At 61.0% G+C, this 14,048-nt stretch carries 15 protein-coding genes; 9 read left to right on the top strand and 6 right to left on the bottom strand.

The window, feature by feature from the left end; all coding sequences use genetic code 11:
- Positions 1 to 284: 284 nt before the first annotated feature.
- Positions 285 to 1,262 carry a tyrosine-type recombinase/integrase gene (locus Q0R23_RS05385; protein ID WP_293911172.1) on the top strand — a complete coding sequence of 326 codons (978 nt, stop codon included), beginning with the start codon at positions 285 to 287 and terminating at the stop codon, positions 1,260 to 1,262.
- A 499-nt stretch (positions 1,263 to 1,761) separates the two neighbouring features.
- Here Q0R23_RS05385 and Q0R23_RS05380 read toward each other — a convergent pair whose 3' ends face one another.
- Both Q0R23_RS05380 and Q0R23_RS05375 read right to left on the bottom strand, forming a co-directional pair.
- Entirely contained in the window at positions 1,762 to 2,049 is a 288-nt protein-coding gene (locus tag Q0R23_RS05380) for a helix-turn-helix transcriptional regulator (RefSeq protein ID WP_293911170.1), read from the bottom strand.
- 174 nt (positions 2,050 to 2,223) lie between these two features.
- Positions 2,224 to 2,451, bottom strand: coding sequence for a helix-turn-helix transcriptional regulator (locus tag Q0R23_RS05375; protein WP_293911168.1), 228 nt, complete (start codon positions 2,449 to 2,451; stop codon positions 2,224 to 2,226).
- A 99-nt stretch (positions 2,452 to 2,550) separates the two neighbouring features.
- On the opposite strand from Q0R23_RS05375, the gene Q0R23_RS05370 reads away from it, so the two are divergent.
- Genes Q0R23_RS05370 through Q0R23_RS05355 form a run of 4 tightly spaced genes read left to right on the top strand, consistent with a single transcriptional unit; the run spans position 2,551 to position 4,730 of the window.
- Positions 2,551 to 2,925 carry a hypothetical protein gene (locus tag Q0R23_RS05370; RefSeq protein WP_293911166.1) on the top strand — a complete coding sequence of 125 codons (375 nt, stop codon included), beginning with the start codon at positions 2,551 to 2,553 and terminating at the stop codon, positions 2,923 to 2,925.
- A 47-nt stretch (positions 2,926 to 2,972) separates the two neighbouring features.
- Positions 2,973 to 3,611 (top strand): hypothetical protein, encoded by a 639-nt coding sequence (locus Q0R23_RS05365; protein WP_293911164.1) that lies wholly within the window; start codon positions 2,973 to 2,975, stop codon positions 3,609 to 3,611.
- A gap of 15 nt (positions 3,612 to 3,626) precedes the next feature.
- Positions 3,627 to 4,100, top strand: coding sequence for a hypothetical protein (locus tag Q0R23_RS05360; protein ID WP_293911162.1), 474 nt, complete (start codon positions 3,627 to 3,629; stop codon positions 4,098 to 4,100).
- 45 nt (positions 4,101 to 4,145) lie between these two features.
- The gene (locus Q0R23_RS05355; RefSeq protein ID WP_293911160.1) at positions 4,146 to 4,730 is read left to right on the top strand and encodes a hypothetical protein; all 585 of its coding nucleotides are present in this window, start codon (positions 4,146 to 4,148) and stop codon (positions 4,728 to 4,730) included.
- 116 nt (positions 4,731 to 4,846) lie between these two features.
- Here Q0R23_RS05355 and Q0R23_RS05350 read toward each other — a convergent pair whose 3' ends face one another.
- Entirely contained in the window at positions 4,847 to 5,137 is a 291-nt protein-coding gene (locus Q0R23_RS05350) for a Tn3 family transposase (protein ID WP_293911210.1), read from the bottom strand.
- A 68-nt stretch (positions 5,138 to 5,205) separates the two neighbouring features.
- Here Q0R23_RS05350 and Q0R23_RS05345 point away from each other — a divergent pair, with 68 nt between their 5' ends.
- The 4 genes from Q0R23_RS05345 (at position 5,206) to Q0R23_RS05330 (ending at position 9,380) form a co-directional block, all read left to right on the top strand.
- Positions 5,206 to 5,853 carry a TnsA endonuclease N-terminal domain-containing protein gene (locus Q0R23_RS05345; protein WP_293911157.1) on the top strand — a complete coding sequence of 216 codons (648 nt, stop codon included), beginning with the start codon at positions 5,206 to 5,208 and terminating at the stop codon, positions 5,851 to 5,853.
- On the top strand, positions 5,850 to 7,817 hold the full coding sequence (locus Q0R23_RS05340) for a Mu transposase C-terminal domain-containing protein (protein WP_293911154.1): 1,968 nt from the start codon (positions 5,850 to 5,852) through the stop codon (positions 7,815 to 7,817). Before Q0R23_RS05345 ends, Q0R23_RS05340 begins: the two co-directional genes overlap by 4 nt.
- Before the next feature lie 62 nt (positions 7,818 to 7,879).
- The gene (locus Q0R23_RS05335; RefSeq protein WP_293911151.1) at positions 7,880 to 8,905 is read left to right on the top strand and encodes a TniB family NTP-binding protein; all 1,026 of its coding nucleotides are present in this window, start codon (positions 7,880 to 7,882) and stop codon (positions 8,903 to 8,905) included.
- Entirely contained in the window at positions 8,892 to 9,380 is a 489-nt protein-coding gene (locus Q0R23_RS05330; RefSeq protein ID WP_293911148.1) for a TniQ family protein, read from the top strand. The genes Q0R23_RS05335 and Q0R23_RS05330 overlap by 14 nt, the downstream gene beginning before the upstream one ends.
- Here Q0R23_RS05330 and Q0R23_RS05325 read toward each other — a convergent pair.
- The 3 genes from Q0R23_RS05325 to Q0R23_RS05315 form a co-directional block, all read right to left on the bottom strand.
- Entirely contained in the window at positions 9,359 to 10,042 is a 684-nt protein-coding gene (locus Q0R23_RS05325) for a S24 family peptidase (protein WP_293911146.1), read from the bottom strand. The two genes, Q0R23_RS05330 and Q0R23_RS05325, sit on opposite strands and share 22 nt — an antisense overlap.
- A 365-nt stretch (positions 10,043 to 10,407) precedes the next feature.
- A complete protein-coding gene (locus Q0R23_RS05320; RefSeq protein WP_293911144.1) occupies positions 10,408 to 12,381 on the bottom strand; it encodes a choice-of-anchor X domain-containing protein in 1,974 nt (657 codons plus the stop codon).
- Positions 12,381 to 13,922, bottom strand: coding sequence for a hypothetical protein (locus Q0R23_RS05315; RefSeq protein WP_293911142.1), 1,542 nt, complete (start codon positions 13,920 to 13,922; stop codon positions 12,381 to 12,383). The genes Q0R23_RS05320 and Q0R23_RS05315 overlap by 1 nt, the downstream gene beginning before the upstream one ends.
- Positions 13,923 to 14,048: the final 126 nt, after the last annotated feature.

The raw sequence follows: 14,048 nt of genomic DNA, 5'->3' as shown, positions 1-14,048 counted from the left end.
GCTCCCAGACATCGCTAAATGACCCACGAGCAGGGCGACAATATCCTGACTCAGCAGCCCCAGTTCTCGACTTACCGCTGGAAAGGTGGTGAATCCGAGCGAGCGGGTCCTGCGGGCCGATCCAGCCTGGCGGAGAGCCCGACTGGCGAGCAGAAGAAGCCTTGGGTTGGTAGCAGACCTGGCAAGATTCGCGACGGTGGGCATTGCGTCGTCTCCAGCAATGCTGATCCACAGCAGAACCCAGCCTCGCCATAGTTTGGATAAGCCGTGTTATCGTAACCAGAATGAGCGAAACAGGGGAGGGGGTAAATTCAGGATTCGAGCTGGTCTCGTTTACTGGTCAGCCGCTGGACCGGGCGCGGCAGTGGACGGATCTCAGCAGCGAGGAGCTTCGTCGCCGGGCCGTGACCGCCTGCCGCGACCGGGACCTGGAATCGCTGTGGGGTCTGGCCGAGGCGTACTTCACGACTTACGGCGCGTCCGGGGCCAGGGCCAGTTCCAATACGCTCAAGGCCTACCGCAAGGGCCTGAAGATCTTCCTGAACTACGCTGACACCAGTGCACTCAACCTGATGCGCCCGGCGCGCGACACCGGCCCGACCTTCCTGAGATGGCGGGAGGCGGCGGGCAAGAGTCCGGCGACCGTGCGGCTGGAACTGGCGGCGGCGCGGCTACTTTATAAAGCGCTGCGCTGGGCAGAAGCGACGACCGCCGATCCCTTCGGTGATGCCCGGCCCGCCCGCGACAAGACTGCGCCCTGGGACAAACGCCAGCCGTACAGCGAGGACGAGCTTCAGACCCTGCTCGGCCACGCCAGGCCCGATACGCGAGCAATGTTGCTCCTCGGTGCCCACGCGGGTCTGCGGGTCAGCGAGATGCTGAGTCTGATCTGGTCAGATCTGGACTTCGGGAGCCATGCTGTGCGGGTGCGCTCCGGTAAGGGCGGTAAGGCCCGCAGCGCGGTGATGAGCGGCACGCTGGCACAGGCGTTGCGGCAGCTCGGCCCAAAGATTCCCGATCAGCGCCTGTTTCCGTTGACCGACGCGGCGGTACGCAAACGGCTGCGGCTGCTGTGCCTCAAGACCGGGGTCCCCTACCGGGCGGTGCACGCCCTGCGGCATTATTCGGGGACGCGGCTGTATAAGGCTAGCAACGATCTGGAAGCGGTGGCCCGGCACCTGGGGCACAGCACGCTGGAAACGACCCGCATTTACGCTAAGTGGAGCGACGAGAGCCTGAAGAACAGCGTCGGGAAGTGGTGAGACGGGGTGCCGATGAATTATTTAATACACGATCAACCGATTGGAGTGGGTCAGAATTTCGATGATGAGAGGTAGATTGCCGTGCTGGATAATTCCAGTCGTAGAGCTTCTCATCATGCAGTTCTCATCTGATCGATTGACGGTGTACTACGTACACTAACGTTTATCTTTGGATCAATCGGGCGGGAGGATTGGCGTGCCCAGACGCGTCCGTTCACGACGAAGGAGGAGTGGCGTGCCCAGGTGGAGGAGTGGCACCCTCATGGGTGTCCGTTCACGACGAAGAGCGAGTATTGGAGAGAGTACGGCCTTCTTGGGCAGAACGGACCCCCAGCAGGGGCCTACCCGCAGGCGGGAGTGGAGGGGTGGAGCGCCCTTTGCGGGCAGGCAAGGTAAGTGCCGCTTTGCCCAAGACGCAAAAGCCCAAAACGGTAGCCTGGTCGTACTTAGCGTTGGATCGGGTGCCAGAGTCACCTCGTGCTGTGGCCGGCATTAGAGGCTATGACGCGCCACCGCGCTTCTCTGTTAGAGGCTGGTCAACCAGATCCAGCAGCTCGCTGGCCGACAGCTCGAGTGCTCTGGCGATGCGAAGTAGCGTCGAGAGCCGAACATCAGTCTTGCCGCGTTCGATCAGGCTCATGTGGCTGCGGTAGACATCGACAGCGGCGGCGAAATCCTCCTGGCTGTAATCCTCGGTACGGAGCTGCTGAATCTTCTGTCCGAGGGCGAATAGGAAGGCTACGGTCTCCGGATCGTCGTCCCTTTGCTTGCGGGGTTTGCGGGGCATTTCTCCAGGGTCAGGGCTGATCTTGCTTATTGCGACGTGTAAAAGAACGTAGCTGTTTAAAACGGTATAAAATAAACGACATGATCAGCATGAGATCGACGGGGCACTCACCGTGGAGAGGATCTCCACGGCTCGTCTCACCGGACGAGCTGACCAAAAATCAGTGTGCCTATTCTAGTCCTCTGCCGCTTTGGGCAACAACAAACTCGCCAGCGGCAGCCCCAGTGCCTGCGCGAGGGCGTCCATGTTGTCGACGCTGATGTTGCGGCCCCCACGCTCGACCTGGCCAATGTAGCTCCAAGTGAGGTCGGCCAATTCGCCCAGCTTTTCCTGAGTCAGGTGGCGGGCGAGTCGTTCGGCTCTCAGACGCTGGGCGAAGAGCTTGCGCGAGGGGCTGGGCAAACGTTTTTCCTGCGGCATCCCCTCAATCTGTTGGCAGAAGCAATCCGAGTACAGCTATTATACGTTTGATGACTATATGGACTACCCAGGAGGCTTGACTTGACCAAGCAACGCGACCGTATGTTCAGCGCCCTACACACGCTCCGCTCGCTTCCGGCGCCGTCCAGCGACGTACTTACCCGGCGGTACGAAGTCCGTAAGCTCGAATTCCTGGTGCTGGCTGAGCAGGCGGCTATTTTGCTGCGGCCCACAGCACCGGGTGCGTACTGGACCTTCGACGGATACAAGTCCGACAGCCTGTTTCTGCGGGCGTTGTATCAGCCCCTCTGGCTGAGCGAGCGCGAAGTGATCTTTCGGCTGGAGTTTCGGCCCCGCGACACCACCGTGGGAGTCCGGAGCAGCGTACCGGAGATTGTCGAGTTATATCAGCGCTACGTCGCCGCCATCGACCGGCTGCGCCTGGAGCCGAGATGAAGCCATTTCGGTCCATACCGCCTTTAAGCAAGTCACAGGGTGGGCCAGTGAAGCGCGTCTTCTTTGTCTCGTGCCTGTTGGGCCTGCTGCTCAGCGGCTGCCGGGGCGGCACCGGCAGTCTGGACCTGACGCCCTCGGCCCAGCGGTTTCTCGATGAGGGCGGCGAGACCCTGTCCAACACCTCCAACCAGATCTACACCCGGCCCTGCTTGCAGGGCCTGATTCTGGGCAACACGCTGATCGACAGCTCTTTGTCCCGCACAGCCGCGCTGGTCTCGCTCGTCGAGCGCCACGACTTCGCTTCCACCGTCCATGCGGCCCAGTCAGGTGGGTACGACAAGGTCACCATCACGCCCAAGGCCCCCTACCTGGCCAACTGGACTGGCAAGGGTGACATCCGCTTTTTCTGCTTCGGCAAGCTGCTCGTCACCAAGACCGAGGTGGTGCCCGACGCCCAGCCGATCACGGCGGGCGCCGCCGAGGCGTACATCGTCAAAGGCACCGAAGCCCGTGTCGTGCGGATCACCTTCAAACTCACCGATGTGCCGGACGGTGACTTCGTGGCCGCCCTGACCCAGCGCCCCGATCTGCTCCTCGACCGCGCCATGCAACCGGGGGATTACGGCAAAGCGCTGACCATCGTCGCCACCATCCCCACCAAGCCCGAAAACTACGACCTGCCCTGAACGCTGGAGGCCAACATGAAACCAGTCCTGTTTACCCTGCCCGCCTTGTTCCTGCTGGGCGCCTGCGCACCGCTTCCGACGCTCAGCACCATCGCCCGCCCCCCTATTGCCACGCCCGTGACCACCCCTGGGCCGACCCGCGTCACCACCGTGCTGGTCTACGCCACGGCGGCCACCAGCGCCAGCGGTGACAACCCGGTGCTGGCCGCCGTGGTCGGCATCGCACCGAGCGCGCCGACGGCCACGGGCCGCCAGCCCTGGCGGGCCGAGGAGATCGAGCGCAATTTGGTGGTCCTGCGCTCCAACGCCACGGCGCCGGATTACACCAGCTTCGAGACCTCGATGGCCAGTCAGCCGTATGAAATGTCGTTTGGCGCCATCAGCAGCGCGGGCCAGACCACCCTGACGGCCACCTACAGCAGCGCCTACGCGGCGACCGCCCAGGACATTTTCAGCAAGCTGGACAAGCAGTTCAAGCGTGTGCAGTAAGCCGCTGGGGACAGGATCTCTGGGCCTGAAGCAGCGTGCGCGGTCATGAAGCTGAAGTTGAGCTGGGCGCAGCGCCGGTTTCTGGGCTTGACCGGTGAAGTCGAGGACAGCGATCTCGACGAGCAATTTCCCCTCGACCTGCGGCTCAGCCGCTCGGCTTTGGATTCCCTGCTGGCTCACCTGGAGGTAACTGGCACCCACCGCAGCGGCCCGCTCTACGGGTACCACCGGGAGGTGGTAGACGTCGCCTACGCCCTGACCGGCATACCCCCTATGGCAGTGCTCGGCAACCCCCTTGCCCTTGACCCGGCGTATACCCTGGGCGGCTCCGAAGCGCTGCGGCTGACCGATCCGGCGCTGGACTGGGTCGGCCACTGGGTGTGTGCGCCCGGTGGCCTGTTGCCGGACACTGACGCCTCGGTGGCGCTGATCGAGCAGGCGGTGACCCTGAAGCTGATCGGGACCCGCTCGCCCTTGGTGATCGTCGGCTGGGACGGCGTGGACTTCGTGGTCAGGCCGTACCTGTTCAATCTGGGGGATATCCTGCCCATGCGCGCGAGCTGGATCGGTGGGGACGGTGAATTGGTGATGTCTGATCGGCGGTCCTCGGGTCCTGATGGGGGCCTCTAGCGGTGGTGTCAGGCGGGTGAGCAGCCTGACACCACCCGCTGGGCGCTTGCTCCGCTTCACGCGTTGTAGCCTCAATCGCCCGAAAACCCCCGTTAAGGGCTTGAACGCTGTCCTGGTCAGCCCCCAAGGCGACCCAGGTCGAAGTGATACCGTCCGAAAGGATTGATGTGCTTGCGCAGCAGTGGCGTAGTGAGGCTCAACACCTCGTCTGGAAGCTCGTGTCCGTCAGCCCGCAGCCGTGCCACGACCCCTTCGATCTCAGTCATGTTCCAGGTCACCACCGCGTTGTGCAGCACGGCTAGGGCGCTGAAACTCTGGGCTTGATTGTCACCATACTCGGTAATTGCGAGCCAACGCCCTGGTTTCGCCCAATTCAGGGTACACTGCTTGCGAGCGGTAGGGTACAATAATTGCGAATAGATAGACAACAGGGTACACTACTTGCGAGTAAGGGGGCGTGATGACCGGAGTAGGCGTGCGTAAGATCCGTGGGGGCAGGCGGGGCAATCGGGGTCGCCTGAGCGCGAACAAGGCCGGGGGCCGGGCCGAGTTCGAATCCACACTGGAGCGCGACTTCTTCATGCTGCTGGAGTTCGACGAGGCGGTGGAGACCTTCATGCCCCAGCCCGTCCGCATCGCTTACCGGGCCGAGAGCGGCAGGGCCACCCACTACGTTCCCGACGCCCTGGTGACCTACCGGGATGGGAGAGCGCCAAGTCTGTATGAAGTCAAGTACCAGGCGGAACTCCAGGCCAGGGCGGCGGAGTTTCGTCTCAAATTCCAGGCGGCGGCGTCTTATGCCGCCGAGCAGGGCTGGACCTTCGCCGCCATCACCGAGCACGACATCCGCACCGCGCGGCTCAAGAACGTCGCCTTCCTGCGGGCCTTCCTCGATCCTCAGCGGGTCTTTTCCGAGGGTACTCAGGTTGATCTGCTGGCCCGCTTGCGGGCACAGCCGGGCCGTGAGGCCACGCCCGCCTCACTCCTGGCGGGCCTCTCAGTGGAGCAGCGCGGCGCCGCGCTGCCCGTGTTGTGGCACCTGATCGCCCGTCACCGGATAGGTGCCGAGCTGGAGCAGCCCCTGGGCATGAACAGTCGCCTGATCTCCAAGGCGCCCTCGTGAGCGAGCCATTGACCTTCAAGAACGATCAGTGGGTGGTGTATCAGGGCCGGGAAGGACGGGTCATTCGCACGCCCAACCTGCACGAAGTCCAACTCCGGGACCGCAACGGCGACGTATTCACCGCACCGATCCACACGCTCGTCCCCCTGGCCGATCTCCAGGCCCCGGAGTCCGCATCGCCGCGCCGTGTGGTGGACGCCGAGCGGACCCTCACCGCCCAGCGTGAGGCGGTGTTTCGTCTCCAGGCGGTCTCACCGCTGCTGCACCTCGGTCCAGGCCGTTCCGAAGCAGCGGTCCAGGCCCGCGCTGCCGAGGTCGGTTGCCACGCCGCGACCCTCTACCGCTGGATCAGGCAGTTCGAGCGCGCCGGGGACCTGAGCGGTCTAATCCGCAAACCCCGGCATGACCAGGGGCGCGGGCGGCTGGCTCCCGAAGTCGAACGCCTGATGGAAAGCGTGATCGAACGGGTTTACCTGCAAGACGACCGGCCCCTGATGACGGCGGCCTACACCGCCTTCCTGGTCGAACTGGACGCCGCCAACCGCAGCCGGGCCACGGGCGAACGCGAACTGGGGACGCCTGACTTTCAGAGTTTCCGGCGGCGCATCTACCGTGTCGAGGAGCGCCACCGGGTTGGGCGCCGCTACGGGCGCCGGGGCAGTGACCCCCTGAGCCCGGTCCTGGGTCATTATCCCGGCGCGACGTATCCGCTGGCGGTGGTCCAAGTGGACCACACACCGATGGACGTGATGGTCGTCGATGCGGTTCACCGAACCGCGATTGGTCGCCCGACGCTGACGCTGGTGATGGACGTTTTTAGCCGCGTCGTGCTGGGCTTCTACATCTCCCTGGACGCCCCCAGCGCGTTCGCGGTGGGGATGGCCGTGACCCATGCCATCCTCCCCAAGACCCTCTGGCTGGCCCGGCACCGGGATACCGTGCAGCAGATCCTCGAAGGGTCTGGTGACGTGAGCGCACCGGGCGAGTCTCACCCCCCCCTGAGCTGGCCCTGCTGGGGCAAGCCGGTGATGCTCAAGACCGACAACGGCAAGGAGTTCTGGGGCAAGATGCTGGAACTGGCCTGCACGCAGTACCACATCAGCAAAGAGTTTCGCCCGGTCCACAACCCCAAGTTCGGCGGGCACATCGAACGCATCATCGGCACCGTTCATAAACAGGAACTGTCATTGCCGGGCAAGACCTTCAGCAACTCCATGCTGCGGGGCGATTATGACGCCGAAGGCAAGGCGACCATGACGCTGGAGGGTCTGGAAGTCTGGGTGGCCGCGTATCTCCTCGGCGTCTATCACAACCGCGTTCACCGGGGCCTGGGGGTCACGCCGCTCCAGCGTTGGGAGGAGGGCCTGCTGACCGGCACCGACGAGCACCCGCCCACCGGGTTGCCCGAACAGCTCATGGGGGACCGGGCTGAGCGCCTGAAAATGGACTTCCTGCCGTTTTTCGAGGCCACCGTGCAGCGGGCCGGGGTCCGGCACGACAACCTGACCTACATGAGCGAGGTGCTGCACCGCTATGTCCTCGCCAAGCACCCGGAGCGCCCCGGCACCTCGCGGACGTTTATCTTCCGCTACGACCCCAGGGACGTGAGCGTGGTCTATTTCCTCGACCCCGATCTGGACCGCTACTTCGCGGTGCGCTGCCGCCAGCCGAACTTTCCCTCGATCAGCGTCTGGGAACTGCGCGCCACCATGCGTTTTGCCCGTGCTCGCCACCTGAAGGCGAGCGACGACCGCACGATCCTGGCGGCCCACCGGATGATGAACGCCGTGGTGCAGGCCGAGGGGCGCACTACCAAGCAGGTCCGGTTGGCGGAGGACAAGCGGCGGCGCAACGAACAAGGCCAACAGCAGGCCAAGCGCCCGGTCCCGGAAAAGCGCCCGACCTCACTCGGATCACCGCCCGTCCGGGGCAACATCAAGCCGTTCGACGACATCGACTTCTGAGGCGACGCGGTTCTTACCCTGAGCGCCTTGGTCCGCTACACTGGAGCGTGAGGTAATGTCAGGTGACACCACAAAAAGAGGAACGGGTACTGACCAACCGGACGCGGGGGCTGCTGGGGGCCAGCGACGCCGAGCGCATCCAGGCCATCCGTGAGGACCGCTGGTTCGGGTATCCCAAGGCCCAGGAAGCGTTGCGCCTGATGGAGCGACTGATCGACTATCCGAACGTCCGGCGCCCGCCGAGTCTGCTGCTTGTGGCCGAGACCAACAACGGCAAGACGACCATCGCCGAGCGGTTTTTACAGCTCCATCCGGTGATCGATGATCCGGCAGCCGACCGCGTGTTGATGCCGGTGGTGCTCCTCGACGCGCCCAGCACGCCCGATGAGGACCGCCTGTACAACCACATCCTGAATGAACTGGGCGCAGTTTTCCGCATCCGCTCCCCCAGGGACGCCAAGCTGTTCCAGATCCGTCACCTGCTGCGTGACCTCGGGATGCGGGTCCTGGTGTTCGATGAAGTCAACAACATGCTGGCCGGGAACCAAACCCAGCGGCATCAGATGTTCAACGCCATCAAATCGCTGAGCAATGCCCTGAAGCGCCCGGTGATTCTGACCGGCACCTTCGACGCGCTGGTGGTGGTGCGCGAGGATGGGCAGATTCAGAACCGCTGTCTGCCCTTCGTGTTGCCGCGCTGGCAGTACGACGATGACTACCTGCAACTGCTGGCCTCGTTCGAGGCCACGCTGCCGCTCAAGCGAGCCTCGAATCTGGTCGCACCTGAGCTGGCAGAATTGCTGCTGGTGATGTCGCAGCACGTCATCGGGGAGTTGCACCGGCTGCTGACCCAGGCAGCGGAGCAGGCCATCACTGGCGGCTCGGAGCGCATTACTCGCACGCTGCTGATGAACCTGAAGTGGATTCCCTCGGACCAGCGAGATCAGAGTGCCAGTGCGGCGGAACACGGTCTGGACTACACGGTTGATTACCAGGTGCTGCTCGACAACCTCGAACGCCCCGCCGCACGAGCGTCACCGGAAGATCAATCTGAGACTGAGTCCGAGGAAGAGAATGACGGGCGCTAGGCTGCCGCGCCGTCCCCGGCCAGAAGCCGGGGAGAGCCTGAGCAGTTGGCTCGTGCGGCTCGCCCACGCCAACGTCTTGCGCCTGACCTATCTGAGCCATTACCTGACCGGCGATCACAACTTCTGGAAAAACGACCCGGACCGGCATCTCCGAGATGAGATGTTTTCGTCGCTGACGCGGGCCACGGGTGTGAGCGAGGCTGATCTGCGCGATCTGATGCTGCCCCGCTTCGCGGGGCTGCTGTTTGACCGACTGCATCCGCGGGCGGGTAGCCGCTGGGTGTTGCCCTACGCCAAGCGCTTCTACGAGCACCAGCGCTGCGGGGCCGTCATCGGCCGCCGCATTCGGCTGGAATCACTGGCCGCATACGACCGGAATACGCACTGGATGGTCCAGCCGCAGCCGTTCCCTGGGAATTCGGGACAGATCCTCGGGAATCGCCCTGGCGTGCATCAGCGGCCCCGCGGCGCGTAGTCTGGCGTGCGCCGCGCCCGCCCGATCCCGATGTGGCCGACCAAGCAGCCCTGAATCTGCACGTCCACTGCTTTCAAGATCATCGGCGGGTACTGCGGATTCTCGCTGCCCAGCGAAACGGTGCCGTTCAGGCGGTGCCAGCGTTTGAGCGTCGCCCGTTCCTCATCGGGCAGCAAGACCAGCACAATTTCCCCGGAGTGTGGTTCTTCCTGCATCGGGCGGATCACCACCAGGTCGCCGGGGTAGATGCCGACCCCGATCATGCTGTCCCCGCGCACCCGCAGCAGGAAATCGCCGTCGTGAACATCTAATACGTCCTGAAGGCGCGTGGCGTAACCCTCGATAAACTGCTCGGCCACGGTGGGCTGGCCCGCCGCCACGTCGCCCAGGATCGGCAGGCGCAGCACGGCGGCGCCTTGCCCGGTCGCCCCTCGCCCCAATCCACTCAATTGAATATGGGCCGATTGCCGTTCCCCCGCCTCGTAGCGGATCAGGTGCTTGTCCTGTAAGGCGAGCAGACAACGTCTGACGTTCTGCCGGGGCATGTTCAGGGCGCTGGACAACCGCTCAGTGGTCACCACCTGTCCGGCCTTATCCAGCCGGGCGATTTCGAGGAGCACGGTACGTTGGCGGGGGGCATCGTCCAGCAGCGTCATAGTCATAGTGTCACCTGACATCATCTTAGGAGATGAGGTAGGGGGAGTGCAAGCGAGGAATCTGGTGTCAAGCCGGGGTAAGGCTGGCGATATGCTGGCGTAGGCCGCGCATGTACTGTGTTGAGTGGCTGGGGTCGCGCCAGCTTCACACCCTAGGATCGGCGGACCTTGAGATTCCCCGAGCAGTTCTAGATCGAGCAGATGCACAACCTGCGCTATTTCTTCTTGATGCAAAAAGTGCGCCTTGATCATCAAGGCGCACCCTAAGTAGCTGGCGCGAGCAGGCTGGGGTAAGTAGTGAGCGGTTCCGTGGGCACCCCTGCGGTCTGGGATATCTCAGTCCTCACCCGCCAGCTACTTAGCAGTGAATCCTAAGGAATTGGCTTGAGAATCTGAGTGTTGAAGGTCAGGGAGACAGTTGTAGAACCAGTAGTGATAGTCTTCGTTGCTCCAGGCAACTCAATATTGCGACCGAGTGCAAGGTAACCTTGGAGCGTGAAGCTTCCGGCTTTTCCATATGGTAGATTGAACAGAATAGTTGAACCAGAGCGTGTACCGGTGATGGGATACGTCGTGTTACCTACAATCGTCACGAGATCACTGCCAACGGTAGCCGTCCCAGTCAGCACACCATTCTGTTCGACTAGATCAAGCGTCAGATTCGCTTTGTTTAAGGGGATTTTCAGAAGCGGCACCGTTCCGATCTTCGCCATAAGGTTTCCTGTCAGGGGACCACTGTACCGGCCACGAATGACCCCTCCATTGAACTGACTGGACCGGTAAGATTGGGTTTGAGCTGTGATATCGGAAAGCAGTCCTTGACCACCGTTCGTGGGATAGATGGTCAGGCCGTCAATCGTATATGGGCCATTGAGACCAGTCAACCCGATGACCTCACCATTGAAGGTGAAAGGGATGATATTATCCCCCGCGTTCAGGACACCAGAAGATTGTGCGGTGTCAATAATATTTCCTTGATTGTCCTTGATGTTGGCGCTCCAAGAATAAGTACCAGCGTTCAGTGAGTTGACTTTGAACTCAGCGGTCAGAGCGTCAAAGAACCCATCCGCATTGTTATCGATACCTGAATCCCGTTGAAGGCCAATGACGATAAGCGGTGGGCGTTGAAAACTATTAAAGCTGTATGCCTGGGTCTGCCCCAAATTTTCGAGCGTGCCCAGCGACAGCGGAACGGTGCGGTCGTCTGGGATGAAGGAAGCCGAGGCGAGGCGAATGGTATATGGACCTTCCACACCTATGGTCGCCTTGAGGTCTTGCATGACCACTTGCACGGGAATACTGCCGACACCAGCGATCACTTGCGCCGTGCCGCTGGCGACAAATTCCTTGCCGTTGCTGCCGAGTAAATTCACCACAGCGTCGTAGTGACCGGTTTGGGCTGCCTCGATTCCTACAGGTAACGTGAAGAAGTTCGCCAAACCGTCGCCGTCGGTGTCAGTTGGACCGGCGTCTGTGACCCCGATCAGCTTCCCTACATTGCCCTGCACGACGTATGAGGTGTTTGTCTGTGCCAGGATGGCCCCGTCCGCAGCGTTGAAAACTGTATCGACGACAAATGTTCCAGGAGTGGCTGTTGGGAGAGTTCCCACATAGATGCCGTCAGCGGCATGCAGATCCGGTGCCACGCCGTCATCGCGCAGCGCGAGCATGACTGGCGCACTCAGAACCGACGAGCTGATGGTGGCCTGGGCTTGCACGCCCGTGACGCCTGCGGGTTGACCTTGTTTGGACAGTTGGGCGAGGACGACGGCAGTCTGACCCTGCACGACGACCTCATCGTCTCGATCAGGCGATCCAGCGGAACTGCTCGCTTGATAAGCTCCGGTTCCCGTCGCCGTGATCGAAAGACCACCCGACGCAGGCGGCGCCGCGCTGGTAATCCGCGCAGTCCATTTCCCCTGCGCTGTTGTCTGGAGTGTGCCAGCCAGATGTATTCCTGGTGCCGAGGCAATGGTCGGAATGCCAGCGTTGGCACCAGCGTCCGTGCCAACCGTAAACTCCTGCACATCTGCCACGCTGCGGGGACTGACGGCTTTGCCTGTTGGATCGATGAAGGTCAGCGTCGCGCTCCCTGTGTCCTGCCGAATAAAATCGAAAACGAAGCCGGTGCCACCATTGTAGAAAAAGGTGAGATCCTGACTGGGCGCCGCAGATGTCAACGCGAAGCGTTGGAGCGCTCCCTGAGGTGTTGTAACGGCGACGCTGCCTTTCGGAGGCGAATACGGTGGCGTCAACTGCGTGATCGCGGCGTAGGCCACCCCAACGACGCAGGTGCTCATGAGAGAGACGCGAATCCAACGCGGAAGAAGCGTGAGCCGGGACATCAGTGCAGCCTCCAATTCAGGAATCCACCTGTACCTGATTGTATCAGGGCGCTACTTGTGGCTGGCAGTTCGGCGACAGAGGAGTGATCGGCATTCGGAACGACAATCTCTCTGGAGCCGACCAGTCGCGGCCCAGCAGGGACGACATTGGCAGGCGTGATCAAGGCATTCGGGTCAAAACCGCTACTCCAAACAGGGACGACACCATCGTTGGCCAGGTACGCTTTTCCATTCGCGGTGATCGAGATGGACGTTTGAGTTTTTCTGTCAAACAAAGTGACATTCGAGCCGATGAATGGACCGCTTACCAAACGGCCAGGATACGAGTAGAAGATCGGAGTCAGTGACGAAGCACCGTAATCGGTGTCGGTGAAGCCGACCGCCTTAATATTACGGTGGTATTGATTATTTGGGTCGTAGTTATTGCGCCAGGCACGTGCGATGGCGAGATCATTCATGTAACCAGGTGGATGGTCGAAATTGTATTTTTCGGTGGGGTCGGCTGGATTTCCGAGATTGATTGTACCGAGGAGATAGTTGTCAACTGACCCAACGACTCCTTTAATACCCGCCGCTTTGTTGCGGACAATATTGATATACGCTGTCGCCGCTGGCGATCCAGCATGTGGCGTATTGATCGTAGTCAGGCTTTCGATGGACAAATACTGCTGAATGGCCTGGCCACTCATCGTTCCTACGGTGGGTAGCACATCGACTTTTACGCCACCCGTAACAGAAATGGCACTGTTGCCCCGAAGACCATGAAATCGTAATAAGCCTCTCGAATCCAAGCCGCCTTTCGAGTGAGTGACGAGATGCACTGATTCGACCCCATATCGTTGTGCTTGTGCGAGTAAGAAACCGGCTAACTGATCCGAATCATCATGAATACTGTCCCAGGAATCGATCTGGTCTGGTCGAATCGCACGCTCATTCATCGTCACAGAGACACCGTTCTCGTCAAGAAGCACAGGTATATTTGCTGCTTTAAAATCCTTGACGAAGCCGCTGTTACCGCCAGAACCACCAAACTTGACACCAGCGTTGTTAATACCATGAACAAAAGCGACAGGACTCATTGCTTTATAGGTCACTTGAGCCCAATCCACCTCCGTGAGCCAGACTTCACAGCCAACTGCACCGCTGGAGAGAACAACAGTCCTATTTTTTTCATCGACTTTGATCTCTAATGTATTTATGGCCGTCTCGCCGGGTACATTGGGAAATTTCAGTTTTGATATCGGCAATTCTTTGATGAACTGAGTCCAGGAGTTATTAGAGCCTTGGAATGACCCGATTTTCTCGCCATTCCAGTACACGTCATCCTGTTCTTCGTTGAGCTGATCATCAATTCCATCTCCATCACAATCAAACACAGGACGTGTGTTTTGATCAACATCGTATGTTGGAAGTCTCAATTTAAAGGTTGAGCTAACGACTCCTTTACTGATGAGGTCGGGCAGGTTACTCAGCAGGCCACTACTTGAAGGCCCGACCCAGCGACGGATCGGTACTGTAATTTTTATCTCTGTAGGGGTCAAAACGTATTGAGGCCGTGCAGGACGTGAGATTTCCAGGGCAGACACCCAGTGAAGATGGCGGCCAGCACTTCCAGCCTGCCATCACCGAAGTGCTTGATGGCTTCCTGAATAACGTCCAGGCCATGT

Source organism: Deinococcus sp. (assembly GCF_025362455.1).
In the GTDB taxonomy this organism is placed as follows: Bacteria; Deinococcota; Deinococci; order Deinococcales; family Deinococcaceae; genus Deinococcus.
This window is presented reverse-complemented; position numbering and strand designations above follow the sequence as displayed.

Bases quoted from the DNA above. Each gene is read 5' to 3' on its own strand.
- Q0R23_RS05385 (WP_293911172.1), top strand. From the start codon at position 285: ATGAGCGAAACAGGGGAGGGGGTAAATTCAGGATTCGAGCTGGTCTCG.
- Q0R23_RS05380 (WP_293911170.1), bottom strand. From the start codon at position 2,049: ATGCCCCGCAAACCCCGCAAGCAAAGGGACGACGATCCGGAGACCGTA.
- Q0R23_RS05360 (WP_293911162.1), top strand. From the start codon at position 3,627: ATGAAACCAGTCCTGTTTACCCTGCCCGCCTTGTTCCTGCTGGGCGCC.
- Q0R23_RS05355 (WP_293911160.1), top strand. From the start codon at position 4,146: ATGAAGCTGAAGTTGAGCTGGGCGCAGCGCCGGTTTCTGGGCTTGACC.
- Q0R23_RS05330 (WP_293911148.1), top strand. From the start codon at position 8,892: ATGACGGGCGCTAGGCTGCCGCGCCGTCCCCGGCCAGAAGCCGGGGAG.
- Q0R23_RS05325 (WP_293911146.1), bottom strand. From the start codon at position 10,042: ATGACTATGACGCTGCTGGACGATGCCCCCCGCCAACGTACCGTGCTC.
- Q0R23_RS05320 (WP_293911144.1), bottom strand. From the start codon at position 12,381: ATGTCCCGGCTCACGCTTCTTCCGCGTTGGATTCGCGTCTCTCTCATG.